Genomic DNA, 15,985 nt, shown 5'->3' on the forward strand with positions numbered 1-15,985 from the left:
TTAAGACAAAAAGTAGAGTTATTCTAAAAGTGGAAGCATTTTTTATTTCAAGGAAATATTATTTGAAGAAACAATCTTTTTGATGGTTGGCGAAAAAGCAGATTTATTATAATGCTTACATTATTTCAAAGTACATGATTTGAATTAGCAAAAAGTATCTTATACGGCAAAGATCAGGACTACAAAAAATGGAATCAATTTTTGGACTGATTAATTAAGCGTATTATCTAATTTTAACATGCTTTTGATCAAAATATGATATGATAACACTGAATAATCCGGCAGTAATCTGAGGGAATTCTATTTTTGGGAAGCTTCTTCCGCCTCTTCCATTAGTTTTACGTAGTTGGCATAGCGAGAATATTGGATTTCTCCAGTTTCAAGGGAAGCAAGGACGGCACATTTCGGTTCGTTGATATGAAGACAGTTGTGAAATTTACACTCTCCTCTTTTTTTGAAGATCTCAGGAAAATAATGCTGTACCTCTTCTTTTTCAATATCGATCATGGCAAACTCACGTACACCGGGAGTATCAATAACATTACCACCAAAATCCCAAAAGTGCATCTGGGCAAAGGTTGTGGTATGCTTTCCTTTGAGATGGGAGTCTGAAATTTCAGAAGTTTTTAAATTTAAGCCGGGCTGCAATGCATTAACCAACGTAGATTTTCCACATCCCGAATGTCCGAAAAACACAGAAGTTTTATCTTTAAGAAGCTCCTGAAGCTGATCAAAATTGAGTTTGGAATAGGATGAAATTTCCAAAGTATCATAGCCAATTTCCTGATAAAGGAATTCGATATCTTTCACAAGCTCTATTTCTTCTTCGTTCAGAACATCAATTTTATTGAACAGAATCAATGGAGTAATATTGTAGGCTTCACAGCATGCCAAAAAGCGGTCAAGGAATCCAAGCGAAGTTTCCGGATGCTTCAGCGTAAAGATAAAGCACGCCAGATCTATATTGGAAGCAATGATATGCGCTTCTTTTGAAAGGTTAACGGATTTTCTGATCAGGTAATTCGTACGTGGCTCAATTTTCGTGATCCAAGCGATGTCATCCTGTTCTAACTGAAATTCCACAAAATCTCCTACAGCAAGCGGATTGGTAAGTCTGGTCTTGATTAATTTAAATTTGCCCCGGATCCTGGCTTCGAAAACTTTATCTGTTCCGAATTCCATAACCTGGTACCAGCTGCCTGTAGATTTGATGATTTTCCCTTTCATATGATAATTGGATACAAATATAAGCAATTAGGGCTTAGGATTTGAGCATATGAGCAAACTCTTCCCTATTTCCCAAGCCCTTTACTTATTTTATCTTAGCATTATCTGTCAATCATAATACTATTCTGTACCTCAATAGATTCTTCGTGGATCGCTTTGAAAACTTTCTCAATAAATTCCTGAGACATTCCGGTTTCTCTAGCTTTCTGTGTAGCGTATTCTGTAATCACTTTCCATCTTTCAGGCTGGAAGATCGCGATATCATTTTCCTTTTTGAGCTTACCAATCTTTTCAGAGATCTTCATTCTTTGGGAAAGAAGCTCGATCAGCTGAAAGTCGAGATCAGAAATCAGCGTTCTATGTCTTCCCATCTCATTATCAAAGCCTGCCAAACCTGAATTTCTTACTTTTAAGTTGCCAATCAGTTCTGCCAGTACTTCAGGAGTGATCTGCTGTGAAGCATCACTCCACGCTTCATCGGGATTGCAGTGGGTTTCAATAATGGCTCCCTGGTATCCTACGTTCAATGCTTCCTGTGTAATATCTGCAAGACCTGTTCTGTTTCCGCAGATATGGGAAGGGTCTATCAGCATTGGAATATTGGGAAACTGGCTTTTAAAATCAAGGGCAATCTGCCAGTTCGGGTTGTTTCTGTATTTTGTTTTCTGGTAGGTAGAAAATCCTCTGTGAATCACTCCCAGGTTTTTAATATCCTGCCCTAAAAGTCTCTCTAACGCGCCGATCCATAAAGCAAGATCCGGGTTTACAGGGTTTTTAACGAATACTGGCTTATCAGTTCCTCTTAAAGCCATTGCAATTTCCTGAACGGTAAAAGGGTTTACGGTAGAACGTGCCCCAATCCAAAGAACATCAACATCTGCTTCTAAAGCTGCAAATACGTGGTGGGCGTTTGCTACCTCTGTAGCGGTCTTGAATCCGTATTCCTCTTTTACTTTTTTCAGCCAATTCAGACCAATAACTCCTACTCCTTCAAAACCGTTCGGCTTGGTACGCGGCTTCCAGATTCCTGCACGGAAAATAGGTACCTGAGCATTGGTTTCTCTTATCCTTCTAGCGGTTTCAAGCATCTGAGCTTCACTTTCCGCACTACATGGCCCCGCGATCATTAATGGCTGTGAAAGCTCGTTGATCCACTCGTTTTTTACATCTTTTAAATTCATATTTTTAAATTTATTGTTTTTATTTTTCTTGAATTAACAGCAATAGTCCTTTGATTATAAAATTTATTTTTATAATTCTTTTCAAAAAATGCCGTTCAAAGTTTTTTAAAGGAATCAGGAAAATAAAAGGACTTTAATCCTCCTGTATTTTTTGGAAAGAAATTCAGTTAGTAATACCAGTAAAATCGATAATACGTTCTGAAATTTCTATAATAGAAAGCAGAAAAACTAAAATAACCGCTAAAGAAATTAGCGGGTACAAAATGAGACAGATATGGGATGAATAATTTTTCCACTTTGGGTCTGAAACTTCTGTTGTCTAGTTTTTTAAATCTGATTTGTTTTTGTCAAAAACTTATTTTTTACAAAAATCTTTGACAAAGATATAAAAAAACTCAATCTAACAAAAAAAAACTGCGATAAATACAAAAATTATGTCAGATCAAATTTCATTAAATCATCAAGGTCTTTTAGAAGCGGATTTTTTTCGATGAATTTTTCGAAAATTTTTCTTTTGGTCACCACTTCAATTTTAAGACTGTCAAAATCCCGCTGATAATCTATTTCAATTGCATAGTTGTGAACCTTAGTTTTGAAATGGTTGAAAAATTCTCCTGCGATCTTGTCGAATTCAACTTTGGCAGAATCGGAAGGATATAGAACTTTGATTGTATTTTCCCCTGCCTTGATCAGCTTGAATGTTTTTACAGCGTTAAAGATAAAACTGTTTCTTTTCTGAAGCTGTTTGAGCATGAGGTTCCATTCCATCTGCAGATCCGTTTCTGTAAAATGGTTTTGGGGAAGGTGTTCTGTTTTTACGGCTACAGCTTCTTCTTTCTCTACTTTTTCTTCTTTATTGAGAAAAGAATTAATGCTGAAGCCAGAAGAAATTCCCTGTCTTGATAAAGGTTTTGTTGTTTTTGCTGTGGTTTCTTGGACGGTTTCAAGTTGTTGAGCAGACTTTTCTGCTATGGCTTCTTTTTTCTCGGGAGTTTTTACGGGGATATTCACTTCCTGCTTCTCACTGAGAAATGGAGCCAGTATTAAGAACTTTTTTTTTTAGTATCACCTAAATTGGCTGTCAGGGAAGACAGCTGCATTAGTGCAATTTCTACTGTAAGTCTTGGATTTTTGGAATTTTTATAATTAATATCCGCATGGTTACAGATCTCGATGGCGTCGATGAGCTGCTGGGCATTCCATTTCTGGCTTTGCTCCACGAATTTTACCTTGGTCCTCTCTCCCACTTCAATAAGTTCTATTGTCCTGGCATTCTGGGCCATCATGAGGTCTCTGAAATGGTTCCCTAATCCTGCAATAAAGATATGAGGATCAAAGCCTTTTTTCACAATTTCATTAAAAGCAAAAAGTGTTTCGGGAATTTTGTTTTCCTTCGCCAGGTCCACTATATTGAGGTACTGGTCATAATCAAGGATATTGAGCACTTCGGCAGCTTTAGCCAGCGTAATGTTCTTCTGCGAAAATGTGGAAAGCCTGTCAAAGATAGAAAGCGCATCTCTTAAGGCACCATCAGCTTTTTGGGCAATCAGATACAGGGCATCATCTTCATACTGTATAATTTCCTTTTGAGCAATGTTTCTTAAATGTCCCTGAATATCTTCTATGGTAATTCTTTTGAAGTCATAGATCTGGCAACGTGATAAAATGGTAGGAATTATTTTGTGCTTCTCTGTAGTCGCCAAAATAAAAATAGCGTGTGCAGGCGGTTCTTCAAGTGTTTTAAGGAAGGCATTAAAAGCAGCAGAAGACAGCATGTGCACCTCATCGATAATATAGACTTTATATTTACCTACCTGAGGCGCAAAGCGGACCTGATCTATCAGTTCCCTGATGTCATCCACGGAATTATTGGATGCCGCATCCAGTTCATAGATGTTGTAGGCAAAGCCGTCTTCTGAAACTGAACCATCCTTTTCATTGATCTTCCGAGCCAGGATTCTGGCACATGTAGTTTTGCCTACACCCCTTGGACCGCAGAAAAGTAAGGCCTGAGCCAGCTGATTTTCTCCAATGGCATGTTCTAAGGTATCTGTAATATGAGATTGCCCTACTACAGTGTCAAACTGCTGAGGGCGGTATTTTCTTGCAGATACTATAAAATTTTCCATTGGTCAAAAATAAGAAATATAGTTTTAATCTGAAAATTAAAAGTTTTCAAATTATCAACAAAAATTTATTTTCGGAAAACTGGAAAACTTTTAATCATTATTTTTTTGCTTTTTTCGTTTCGTAATAGTGTTCTATAATCTCAACAATCACTTTCTCCACTTCGGCTCTTCCTTCATCGGTTCTCATATCAATACCGCAGAATTCTGTTCCGTTGTATGCAGGAAACAAGTTCAGATAATAAACTCCTGCCGCTATTAAAGCTAACATAGCTCTTACATTTGTAGCGTTTTCCCCGAAATAAGGATCTGTAACATTTTCAAATAGATTGGCTGCTACATCTTCTCTTTGCTTTAGTATATTTTTAAGTATCGGCTTGCTTTCGGAAAGTTCCCAAAGAATAATTTTCTGTAATTCTTTATTTTTTCTCAGACTTTCAAACTGCATGATAATCCCCTGGATTAAGACTTCTTTACCTTTTCCAACCTGTACTTCTTCCTCAATATCCGGGCTGAATTTGCTCCAGTAATCCTGGGATTTTATATACTCATCAATTAGCTTATCCGTACTTCCAAAGTATTCGTAAATAAGTTTTTTGTCGAAACCGGCTACTGCTGCGATCTTACTTACTTTCAGACCTGAGTAACCTTTTACTCTCAAAATTTTACCAACTGCTGCGAGCAGTTTCTGCTTTGTTTTTTCCTTGTCCCTAATGGGGCCTTGTACTACTTTTCTGGGCATAATTTATTATTTTTTTGCAATATGCAATTTTTTATTAATATCATCAAAAACATTCAGTGTTTTGTCAAGATGTTCTTTTTCGTGTCGCGCTGTTACAGTCATCCTAATACGGGCATCCTTTCTGGCTACAGCAGGATACATAATAGGGTTTGTATAGACTCCTTCTTCAAGCAATATTCTCCCAATATCCCACATTTTATTCTGATCTCCAATTTTCACAGGAATAATTGCTGAACAGGTAATACCAGTATCTAAACCAAGATCATTAAGCCCTGTTTTAAAATAGTTGATATTATCCCATAGTTTATCCTTCCAGAATGGTTCTTCATCAATCAAATCAATTGCTTTTAAAATTCCGAAGGAAGAAGGGGGTGCTGTTACTGAGAAGATATGCTGTCTGGACTGGAACTTGAGAAATGATGTTATTTTCTTGTTAGCGATCACATATCCTCCTAAGTTACCAAAAGTCTTGCTACATGTTCCTGTTATAAAATCTATCTTATCCAATAAACCGTCGTCTTCAAGAGCTCCTCTTCCGGTTTTCCCCATCACTCCTACACCATGTGCATCATCTACCATGAGATAGGCATTATATTTTTTTACAAGATCATATATTTCTTTAGCTCGTGAAGTGTCCCCTTCCTGAGAGTAAACTCCATCTAATATAACCAGCTTTGTACGGTACGTATTCTCACATACCTTCAAAATATGTTCCAAAGCTTCTAAATTATTGTGAGGAAATGTTTTTTTATTTGTAAAAGCACATCCTTCATGTACACTTGCATGCACTCCCATGTCTAAAATAGCAATATCTTCCTTCTGCATTAAAATCTGTAAAGTAGCACTATTAGCGGCATATCCGGTGGTAAACAATATGACTTCTTCCTCATCTCTTCCAAAAAAATCAGCAATCTTTTTTTCTATAGCATTATGATAATCAAAATATCCACCTATCAGGGGTGATGCTCCTGTACCTGTTCCATATTTTTCAATTCCTTCAATCGCTGCCTCTTTCACTTTAGGGTGCTGTGTAAATCCTAAATAATCACTGGAGACAAAACTTACATAGTTTTTATTTTGACTTGCAATATCTATATTTAATGTTGCATTGCTTCCTGAAGTGTTCTTCAGTCTGTAATTCATATGACCTCTGGACTTCATATGGTCAAGGAATTCATAAAAATAATTTGCTCTTTGAGCAATATCATAATCTGAAATATTCTCAAAGTCTTTAAAAGTTGCTGTTTCAAAATCGATACTCATCCTTAATATTGTTAGTGTTAATTGTTAGTGTTAGTGTATATTTTAGTTGTTTGAAGAAACAAATATATGATTATTTAAAGCTTGCGAAATCCATCGATTATGTTAAATATTATACATAATATAAGACGTTTTACCTTATGATCTGATAATCAAATCACTTTACTTATCCATATATCTATTGAGTATTTCAAGGGTTAGTTATTTTTTTAATGAACCTAAATTTAACAAAAAAAAAGACAACAATAAATTACTATCTCCAAATAAATCACAAAAAAAAGACAAATGCTTCGCAATTGTCTCATTATTAAAATATTATTTTTAAAATTTAATTTTTAGGTGTTAAAATTTATTAAAATTCAGGAATTTTATAAAAAAGACTTTTATGTTATTGTGGTTCGATTCCGGAAAAAATACTGAATTTATAATCACAGCAATCTGCTGTTTTTTCTAAATTCTCCCGGTGTTATTCCAGTCATTTTTTTAAAGAATTTGGAAAAGTTGGATGGGTCATAGGTAAATAGTCTGGCAATTTCTGCAATAGAATAGTCCGAATCCGCTATCATTGATTGGGCTTCGCTAATAATTTTCTCATCATAGAAATAGCATGGATGATGTCCTTTCTCTTTTTTTATAGTATCTGTCAGGTGTTGATGGGAAACAGCAAGCTGGCCGGCAATTTCATTAAGCTCCATAAATTCCGGAACAGCTCCGGTAATTACATCCTGAATGTGTTTTTCAAGAAAATCAAAATATTGTCTGGTGATCTCTTCACTTCTTTTCATTTGTTATCATCATTTATTTATAGTAAAAAATTAATCTATAAAATTAAAGATAAGAATAAAAAAAAACATGGTGAACTTTTCTGTGTTCACAGGAAAACTGAACTAATAAAAGCTGTCTTTAAATGCCTGTACAGAATTTTTCACTTTCAATTTTTCAAGGATATTCTGGCGGTGCCTGCTTACTGTATTGATGCTTATGGATAGAATGCCTGCTATTTCTTTGCTGGCATAGCCTTCACCTACATATTTTAAAACTTCCAGTTCTCTTTTCGACAGAATATTCTGATAGTTAAGCTTATCTTTTACAATAATTTCACCCTTAGCTGTATTAATGATCATAAAATCGGAAACCGGGAGCTGCGTCTGGTCCAATGCAATATGATAGAGACAAAATGCAAATCTCAGCTTACCGTTATCGGGAGAATAAATATAAAACATACGGTGTTTTACAAACCTGTATTCATCATTTTTATCTTTCATCCTGATTTTGGAGAGCACAGAATAGTCTGCCCGAAGTTCTGTATCCATAGCATCCATCATTTCATAAAACCTCAGTTCATGGATATACTTTTTGAGCCTGTCATCCGGATGTATCTTTTTGATAATCTCTTCTTCCCAGATAGAATTAATTTCTGATGGATTTTCCTGCATGCTTAAGCCCAACTCCCACGCAGCTTTAGATTTATACACATAACTTCTGCCTGCCTGCATGTCGCTCAAAACAGATATAGCACCTTCCATCTGGGTATATACCAATGCTCTCTGTTTATATTCCTCTATGTCAAGCTTGCATTTCTGAGATGATCTATCCAAAAGCCGGCTGTTCAGTTTTTCTACGATTTCCATAAATGGTTATTTATCAGTATTGACAGAATATAGGTATAGCTATACTTTTGCTAAAATAATAATTTACACCCAGCTAAAGAGGATGAAGAGATTGATTTTAAGTTTTTGCATTGTTTTTATGGTCCAGAAAACATTTTCGCAGACCTTGGAAAAGATGAATTGGTTTAATGAGCCCGAGAAATGGGAAATCAAAAACAAGAGTCTGATCATGACCGTCACTCCGCAAAGTGATTACTGGAGAATTTCCCATTATGGATTTACAGTGGACGACGCTCCCTTTTATTACACCATCTATGGCGGAGAGTTTGAAGCAAAGGTAAAGATCAGTGGGAACTATAAGGCAAGATTTGACCAGATGGGACTTATGCTACGGATTGATAAAGAAAACTACATAAAGGCCGGCATTGAATTCGTAGATGGAAAATATAACCTAAGCACTGTAGTTACGCATAAAACAAGTGACTGGAGTGTTATTGCACTGGACACGATTCCTTCTGCAGTCTGGATAAAAGCTGTAAGAAGACTGGATGCTGTAGAAGTATTTTATTCCTTTGATGATAAGAGTTATACCATGATGCGTAACGCCTATTTACAGGACAATACTCCTGTAATGGTTGGCTTAATGGCTGCCTGCCCGGATGGAAACGGCTTTACTGCAGTCTTTGAAAACTTCAGGATAAAACATCTTCCAGACCAACGTAGGCTGAAATGGCTTGAAAACAACAAATAGCGATTGAATTTTCATTCAATATATAGTCAATTTTTATTCGCCTCCCATTTTCGGGAGGTTTTTTATTTGTCTCAAATCCCTTCTGACCAATCATTAAAGGTATTCCACAAAATAAATTAAAAAAGAAAGATATTATTTCACTTCCTGAAGATAAAAAGTTATAAAATCCTGCTTAATGGGTCTGGTTACTAGATAAATTTATATCAAATAGCCTTCATTATGATAATTTATATGCATAAAATTAGTAATTTTATGGCCCAAATCCAACTTGCTCAACGGCAAGATATCAAACACAAACATATTAATGAAAAAAATGTATTCAGTATTCCCAACACTTAAGAAAACTTCGGCTTGTATAATGACTATTATTAATAAATTCCCGCTCTAATCAAGCGGGGAGCATAGATCATTTATGTATTTATGAAAGCCTGGACACTGTTTTTTGTAATTTTGTTTTCGAACATTTACGAACAGCATCATATTTCCACATGGTTTATCACTGGCAACGGATTTTTGCAGAACAGCACAAAACCCATTGTCAAGGATCATCATAATTTTACGCGGAGCTTTACTGGAACTGTTCAGAAAATAGCTACAGCCACTATAAATGCACTAGAAAACGGAGCCTCCTGCTTTCAGACTTTTGAAAATAATAAAAAACTAACTACAACCGGTACAGGAACGGGAATATCTGCTCAAAAAATCAATAGCTGCCCATTGGCTAAGATTAAATCCAAAGGCAACTATCCCAAAGAAACTATCGCTGAAACAACTCTTATTAAAGCCAATCTTATATGAATGAAAGAATCTTAATAGCTGATGATCACTATGTAGTAAGAGCAGGAGCTGCTTTGGTCTTAGAGTCGGCCTATCCAAAGCTCAAAATAGATTTTGCAGAAAACTATGAACAGGTAAAAGAACAGGTATCTGAGCACCATTATGATCTTCTTCTTCTTGACATTGATATGCCCGGAACGCAGTATAGGAAAATGATCCCTGAGCTTAAAAGCATCCAGGAAAACCTGAAGATCCTTGTTTTTTCCGGACATGGTAAGGATGTAGCCATACAGTATATCCGTGAAGGGGCTGAAGGCTATCTCAGCAAACAGGGCTGTGAAGAAGAGATCAGGGAAGCAGTAAGATCAGTCATTCAAAAAGGTTATTACTACCCAAGCGAACTGATCGGGCTTATTATACAGAATAAAAAAAGTAATCCTGCGGAAAAGCTGTCTTCGCGGGAATATGAAATCTTTAAGCTCCTGGCCAAAGGGTCCGGAAATCTTGAAATCGGGAATAAACTGGATATCCAGATGTCTACCGTAAGTACTTACAAAAAGAGAATTTTTAAAAAGCTTAATGTTTCAAATATCGCAGAGCTCATCAAAGTGCATGAAATGATGCATTAGGATCCGGAAACTGCTGTATTTGAAGCTGGAACGAAATTCATGATACTACATCCGGACTTATAGATTTTTTGTCTGTCTTAAATCTGCAACACATCCCTATATTCTCTATTTTTTCATTTTAATTTATACTTGCTTATTTTAAGGCTACATTCCTCATGCCTTTCCATGTCCTATTATACCCTAGTCTTATTGAATGTTTGAATTTCTTTGTGTCTGCTCTTAAAAAACAGAAATTAAAGGTTATTAAAACTCATTAACAAACAATAGATACCACACAGATACCACATTTAAAATCTATTTTTTTAACAATTTAGCCAATTTCAGCATTATTTTAACATATAATTGATTATTTATGTTAAAATTTAATAAAAACTATAATAAAAATAGGATATTTATTATTGCTCTGGGCATAATATTTGCAATTAAATATTTACCAACACACCTTTCTAAAACTCAAAATATTATGAATGCAGCAGATCTTAAAATTAAAAACTTAGTTGAATACAAAAATCAGATTTACACCATCACTGAAATATTTCAGGGGGCAGGTCGTGATTATTTTGTAAAAATCGAAAATGACACCCAGAGTATTTCAGTTCCGGCAGATTCTCTCAAACCCATTAAGATAACAGAAGAATGGCTTGAAAAGTTTGGTTTCTTGAGAACATACAGTTCAAATGAAAGAATCCGTTATGAAAGACCTGAAACATTTATTAAATATGATATTGATTTGAGTTCAAAGAAAATCCTTGAAGGGCTGAAAATATATGGTAACTCGATCAAATGCAAATATATCCATGAGTTTCAGAACATCTTCTCCTGTCTTTTCGGAAAGGAGCCTGCAACTTCTAATTTTGGACTGTTAAAGACAGAATCTTAGTTTATTATTATGTTGATTATAAGGAAACCGCTGCAAAAGAGCAGCGGTTTTTGTATATTATTTTATTTTTATTAAAGTCCTCTTTTCTGTGCCTGCTTTTCCAATTGTTTTTGATGCCGCTTATTTTTAGCATTTTCGCGCTGTTTTTTACGAAAATCCCACGGAGAAACAGCTTTTTTATCCTGCCACAGACCCAATTTGTTATTTTTTGCCATTTCCTGCATCTTTCCCAGGTCAGCATTTTTAGAATAGGAGTAGTACCACCATCCGTAGCCGGCTTTTATAATCTCTGCTGAAAGATACTTTCCATTGTCATAATATACTTTAGCTACTGAGCGTCCATAGCGATCTTTATTGGTTTCTGTAAACCTGATCTGCCTTGCAAAAACCTGATCTGATGTAAATTTTTTAGCATTTTTTCCAAACGGCTGCCGGTTTTCGGGACAGTCTACTTCTGCCAGTCGAAGTTTTTTCTGTACATTTCCGTCAAGCAAAACCGTGATAGTATCTCCGTCTGAAATTCCAATTACTTTAGCCGTTGTCTGTGAGAAGAGTAAAAAGGGAAAACATAATAATGCTGAAAGAAGTATTCTCATGATGCGAAATTATGTATTTATTTCGGAAACCCGTTACCAGACGGAGTTTTTTTTATTATTCTCCAGGGAAAGGAGGGCAATAATAAGACATGAGTTGCTTTAGGAATTCCGTTCAATACAAAAGGAGGCCTATGGCCTCCTTTTGTATCAATGGTCTACAAAGATCAAATTAGCTTCTTTATATTAATTTTGTGTTTTTTTAAGTCGAATTCAAGAAGCTATTTAAGATCGTTCATATCCCCAATATTTATTTCATCATTTGTGTTCTAATAATATCTACCATATGTATTAAAGACTTTTCAGCTATATCGTCGGGTAAATTTTATTAAGACAAAGTAACAACATTACTGAATAATACGCCTCATAATTAACATCGATATATATCGATAACCAGGTAGATGTTTATCAATAAAAAGTCTATCTGTTTCATTTATTCTATAACCGGTATATTCATTTAACCCTGACATTATCCAATAAAAAAGGAGGCTGTTTGCCTCCCTTTTTTCTGTATAAAATGACCTACAAAGACCAAGTCAACTTCTCTATATTAATTTGTGTTTTTTTAATAATTTACTTTCAAGAAGTTCCTTTTAAGGCCAAGTATACACTATATTTATCTCATCATTTTTGTGTGTTATAAAATTACCGTTTGTACTAAAATCAGAAAGTATCTTTGGTTATTTTACTGAGACAAAGTAACAACATTACTGCGTAATATTTATTATAATCAGCATCGATATATATCGATAAAGCAGTAGATGTTTATCGATAAAATGCTTTAACGAAACGAGAAGAAAGGACGAACGGATTGGGAAAATCCTATATTTTATGATGAGTATTAATGAGATCGATCAATTCGACAAGATTTTCTATTTTTAATTTATCAAAAATATTTTTCTTGATGGTGCTCACAGTATTCTGTTTTATATCCAGATCATTTGCAATTTCCAGGTTCCCATATCCTTCTGCATACATTTCTGCAATCTGCAGCTCTCTTTTGGTTAAACGACTAAGCGGGTTGATTAAATCCGGATTCTGAACCAGCTGCAGCATCAAGTTTCGGGAAAGTGGAGAAAAGTATTCGCCTTTATGTACAATATCTGAAATGGCCTGCCTTATTTCTTCCTCTTCACTTAATTTGCTTACATATCCGCTGGCCCCTGCTTTAATGAATTTGAGTACATGCAGATCTTCTTCAAGACCCGTAAAGATTAAGATTTTAATATCCGGATTCACACTTTTCATCAACGGTAAAACATGGAGGCTGTTGCCGTCCGGAAAATGAGCATCAATAATCGCTATTTCCACTCCTTTTGACTGTATCAGATCTACGATCTGCTGTGAGGATGAGGTTTGATAAACTTTAGAATTGGGAACAATTTCATCAATCAGAATAGCAATTCCCTGACGAACAATACTGTGATCATCCGCTAAAAGAAATATAATCTCTTTATTTTCAATTGGTGCTTCCATTATGATTAATACTTAAATTTATTCTGAATGTTACTTTTGTTCCTTTATGCAGCTTACTTGAAACAGATATATCCCCGTTAAAAAGCTCTATAATTTCTTTGCAGAGATTTAATCCCAATCCGGCTCCAAAATTATCAACCTTATCAGAAACCATCCCCTGATAGTAAGGTTCAAAAATGTTTTCCAAATCAGACTCTGAAATTCCTACACCCGTATCCCCTACTATTGTTATCAGAGAAATTGTATTTTCATTTACTTTCTCGGTTGCCATTGAAAGGTCTATCTGGCCGTTTTCTGTAAATTTATTGGCATTTCCCAGAATATTCATAAATATCTGGTTAATTTTTATGTTGTCTGAATTTACAACTATATCTGCAGGAATTCTGTTTGTTACCAGAAATTTATTATTTCTGGTTTCTATATAAGGTGTAATGGCTGTTACAATAGAGTCAATTTCATCTTTAAGATTAAAGACGGTTTTTACCAATTTCTTTTCAACTTCCTGATTTTTTGTATACTCCAGAATCTGATTGGACTGTATAAGCAAGGTGCTGTTGGTAAATTTTATTGATTTAAGGTAGTCTTTTGTGGTTTCATCTTTTGTGGTCCTGTTGATCTTATCAATAAAGATATTGATAATCTTCAGAGGAGACATCAACTCGTGGCTCAGCATTCCAAGAATCCTGTTTTTGAAATTAAGGCTCTTTTTAATCTCTTTATTCGCAGCGTTAAGTTTCAATTCATATATGAACGCTATTCTTGTGAAATACATGATCAAAATGGAAACAATAAACATTAAGACCATTAATCCCAGTACGAGATAAGTCCTGATTCTGTTGTTATCTGAGCTCTGTTTGTTATATTCTTTTTCTAATTCTGACTTAAATTCTTTGATAGCCTTTTCGTAAACATTGATCAATCCGTTGCTGTACACCAATAACTTACTGAAATTACTGTAGAACTTTAGATTTTCCCGTTGGTTTTCTGCCATGGATTGCTGGCTTTGAACTGTAGACCGCTGGATTTTTTTAACTTCGGTGGTATAATACTTATCCATAGATTTTGCCAGGCTATCCATCCTCAATTTTATTTTAGAAAAATTGGCCGGTTTTTTATTGGTCATGGTAATGACGGTGCTTTCCTTTTGCACATCTACCTTACCTGATATTGCATCTTTTAAACGCCCCATCAAGCCTTTCTTTTTAATGGTATCAGAATAGGTCTGGGTTTGTATTGTCAGATCTTCAAAGTTGTCAGTATTTTTATACTGTTCCAGCTCATAATGCTGGTCCGGTATGTTTTTTACAGGTGGTTTCAAAGAATACTGATATACAGAATCTATAATGGTCTGCAGCTTTGTTATTTTCAGCGTATCCTTTTTTTGCTTTGCCAGCTTATTTTTCAACCCCGGATTTGTGTCTCCATAATCATTTATCTTTTCGAAATTGCTATTAAGCTTTTTAAGGGCTTCAAAGTATAACTTCAGATCCTTATCATCCTGGCTGACCACATACTTTTGAAAGTAGGTCTGTGCATCCATGAAGTCCTTCCTTGAATTATCCGTTAACCCGCCCAATGCTTTACTTTCGTCCAGTTGGTTTTTAATAAACTGAAGTTTCTTTTCATTGACAAATTCGTTGTAAAAAAATATGGCTATAATAACCTGTATCAACAATATGCACAGGATCAATGAGTAATGAACAACTTTTCTCAATTTAAAATCTAAGAATTTATATTTCATATCTTTTTATCAGCTAAATTAATTTTCTGATTATCTAAGTCTGCCGGTATTAGTTTTTTAACGCCATCATCACATTACCAAAATCATGCTAATGTTTTTTATATCATTCCTTTGGCAAAGTTAAAGTAATTTTTGTCTTTTCATAACAGTAAACACGTGATAAATACAGAGAATTTAATTTTATTTCAAATTACAAAACATAACAAAACTTCAGAATTCCTCTAAGTCTAAGTATAATTTTCGGCTCAGACATGCATATTGAAAACAATAATCATTAGTTTTTTCCAACTACATAATTTTTCACGGTAAAAAAAGTTTCAATTTCCATGTTATACATAGTTTTAATGGAGGTTTACGACTCATTTAATAAAAACACATCTTATAGATGGGAAATATACATTATAATCCGGAATATTTGTTTTATCTTAACATAAATCTTTACCATGAAAAGTATAACATCTATATTTCTTTTATTTTGCTTTTTATATATTCCGGCACAAAAGCAATATAACCTGGAACTGAATTTTCTGACCGACAGCAATGAACGTGCATCCAATGTCAGTGTGATTTTTATTAAAGACTCCAAAGAAGGCGGTGTTTTAGTTGAGAAGATTGCCGCTGACAACAAAGGTGTTTTAAAGCATAAAATTTCTGAAGATTATTTTAATGAAAACGGATTACTGATTGTCGAAGCCTCCTATCACAATGAAAACACCTATTATTTCGATTATCATGAGGAGCTTTCAAAAAAACAGTTTCCTTTTAAGAAAACGGTTATCCTGGAACATATTGTTCCACCAACCCTTGAAGAAATCAACAAGATGAATCCGCCACCGCCACCGCCGCCCAGAGGTAATTAATAGAAGCTACAAACTGCTAAATGATACTGAAGCCGGAAACAATATAGCCAGTACTCTATTGTATTTTTTTTTGCCAGATATTAAAAAAAAACCTTTTATGGATATTGTTTTTACAAATTCAGTAATAACTTT

The 15,985-nt window shown here is 34.8% G+C and carries 16 protein-coding genes; 5 read left to right on the forward strand and 11 right to left on the reverse strand.

All coding sequences use genetic code 11. The annotated features are described in order from the left end of the window. Positions 1-300: 300 nt before the first annotated feature. The 8 genes from rsgA to J2T03_RS04575 form a co-directional block, all read right to left on the reverse strand. On the reverse strand, positions 301-1,227 hold the full coding sequence (rsgA, locus tag J2T03_RS04540) for a ribosome small subunit-dependent GTPase A (RefSeq protein WP_306842157.1): 927 nt from the start codon (positions 1,225-1,227) through the stop codon (positions 301-303). Positions 1,228-1,328: 101 nt separating this feature from the next. Further along, positions 1,329-2,408: a chorismate mutase gene (locus J2T03_RS04545; protein WP_306842155.1), complete on the reverse strand. Its 1,080-nt coding sequence runs from the start codon at positions 2,406-2,408 to the stop codon at positions 1,329-1,331. Positions 2,409-2,840: 432 nt separating this feature from the next. Continuing rightward, positions 2,841-3,419 carry a hypothetical protein gene (locus J2T03_RS04550; protein WP_307209692.1) on the reverse strand — a complete coding sequence of 193 codons (579 nt, stop codon included), beginning with the start codon at positions 3,417-3,419 and terminating at the stop codon, positions 2,841-2,843. A gap of 32 nt (positions 3,420-3,451) precedes the next feature. Further along, positions 3,452-4,537, reverse strand: a complete 1,086-nt coding sequence (gene dnaX, locus J2T03_RS04555) for a DNA polymerase III subunit gamma/tau (protein ID WP_306842152.1) — start codon at positions 4,535-4,537, stop codon at positions 3,452-3,454. Between the two features lie 97 nt (positions 4,538-4,634). After that, positions 4,635-5,276, reverse strand: coding sequence for a TetR/AcrR family transcriptional regulator (locus J2T03_RS04560; RefSeq protein ID WP_306842151.1), 642 nt, complete (start codon positions 5,274-5,276; stop codon positions 4,635-4,637). Positions 5,277-5,282: 6 nt separating this feature from the next. Next, positions 5,283-6,539, reverse strand: a complete 1,257-nt coding sequence (locus J2T03_RS04565; protein ID WP_306842149.1) for an aminotransferase class I/II-fold pyridoxal phosphate-dependent enzyme — start codon at positions 6,537-6,539, stop codon at positions 5,283-5,285. A 425-nt stretch (positions 6,540-6,964) separates the two neighbouring features. Beyond that, positions 6,965-7,321 (reverse strand): helix-turn-helix domain-containing protein, encoded by a 357-nt coding sequence (locus tag J2T03_RS04570; RefSeq protein WP_306842147.1) that lies wholly within the window; start codon positions 7,319-7,321, stop codon positions 6,965-6,967. Positions 7,322-7,423: 102 nt separating this feature from the next. Continuing rightward, positions 7,424-8,167, reverse strand: coding sequence for a response regulator transcription factor (locus J2T03_RS04575; protein WP_307209694.1), 744 nt, complete (start codon positions 8,165-8,167; stop codon positions 7,424-7,426). An 82-nt stretch (positions 8,168-8,249) separates the two neighbouring features. On the opposite strand from J2T03_RS04575, the gene J2T03_RS04580 reads away from it, so the two are divergent. The 4 genes from J2T03_RS04580 to J2T03_RS04595 all read left to right on the forward strand — a co-directional run bounded on the left by J2T03_RS04580 (position 8,250) and on the right by J2T03_RS04595 (position 11,183). Beyond that, positions 8,250-8,897, forward strand: a complete 648-nt coding sequence (locus J2T03_RS04580) for a DUF1349 domain-containing protein (protein WP_307209696.1) — start codon at positions 8,250-8,252, stop codon at positions 8,895-8,897. Between the two features lie 420 nt (positions 8,898-9,317). Further along, positions 9,318-9,695, forward strand: a complete 378-nt coding sequence (locus J2T03_RS04585) for a hypothetical protein (protein ID WP_307209699.1) — start codon at positions 9,318-9,320, stop codon at positions 9,693-9,695. Beyond that, a complete protein-coding gene (locus J2T03_RS04590) occupies positions 9,692-10,303 on the forward strand; it encodes a response regulator transcription factor (protein ID WP_306842141.1) in 612 nt (203 codons plus the stop codon). Before J2T03_RS04585 ends, J2T03_RS04590 begins: the two co-directional genes overlap by 4 nt. Positions 10,304-10,766: 463 nt before the next feature. Next, the gene (locus J2T03_RS04595) at positions 10,767-11,183 is read left to right on the forward strand and encodes a hypothetical protein (protein ID WP_306842138.1); all 417 of its coding nucleotides are present in this window, start codon (positions 10,767-10,769) and stop codon (positions 11,181-11,183) included. Positions 11,184-11,254: 71 nt separating this feature from the next. On the opposite strand, the gene J2T03_RS04600 is transcribed toward J2T03_RS04595, so the two are convergent. The 3 genes from J2T03_RS04600 to J2T03_RS04610 all read right to left on the reverse strand — a co-directional run bounded on the left by J2T03_RS04600 (position 11,255) and on the right by J2T03_RS04610 (position 14,993). Then, a complete protein-coding gene (locus J2T03_RS04600; RefSeq protein ID WP_307209701.1) occupies positions 11,255-11,779 on the reverse strand; it encodes a thermonuclease family protein in 525 nt (174 codons plus the stop codon). Positions 11,780-12,598: 819 nt separating this feature from the next. Next, complete coding sequence (locus J2T03_RS04605; RefSeq protein WP_306842135.1) at positions 12,599-13,252, reverse strand: response regulator transcription factor; 654 nt, start codon at positions 13,250-13,252, stop codon at positions 12,599-12,601. After that, on the reverse strand, positions 13,236-14,993 hold the full coding sequence (locus J2T03_RS04610) for a sensor histidine kinase (protein WP_306842133.1): 1,758 nt from the start codon (positions 14,991-14,993) through the stop codon (positions 13,236-13,238). Before J2T03_RS04610 ends, J2T03_RS04605 begins: the two co-directional genes overlap by 17 nt. A 443-nt stretch (positions 14,994-15,436) precedes the next feature. Between J2T03_RS04610 and J2T03_RS04615 the strand changes: the two genes are divergently transcribed. Further along, complete coding sequence (locus J2T03_RS04615) at positions 15,437-15,853, forward strand: hypothetical protein (protein ID WP_307209702.1); 417 nt, start codon at positions 15,437-15,439, stop codon at positions 15,851-15,853. Positions 15,854-15,985 lie beyond the last annotated feature (132 nt).

This window comes from Chryseobacterium lathyri (assembly GCF_030812195.1).
In the GTDB taxonomy this organism is placed as follows: domain Bacteria; phylum Bacteroidota; class Bacteroidia; order Flavobacteriales; family Weeksellaceae; genus Chryseobacterium; species Chryseobacterium lathyri_A.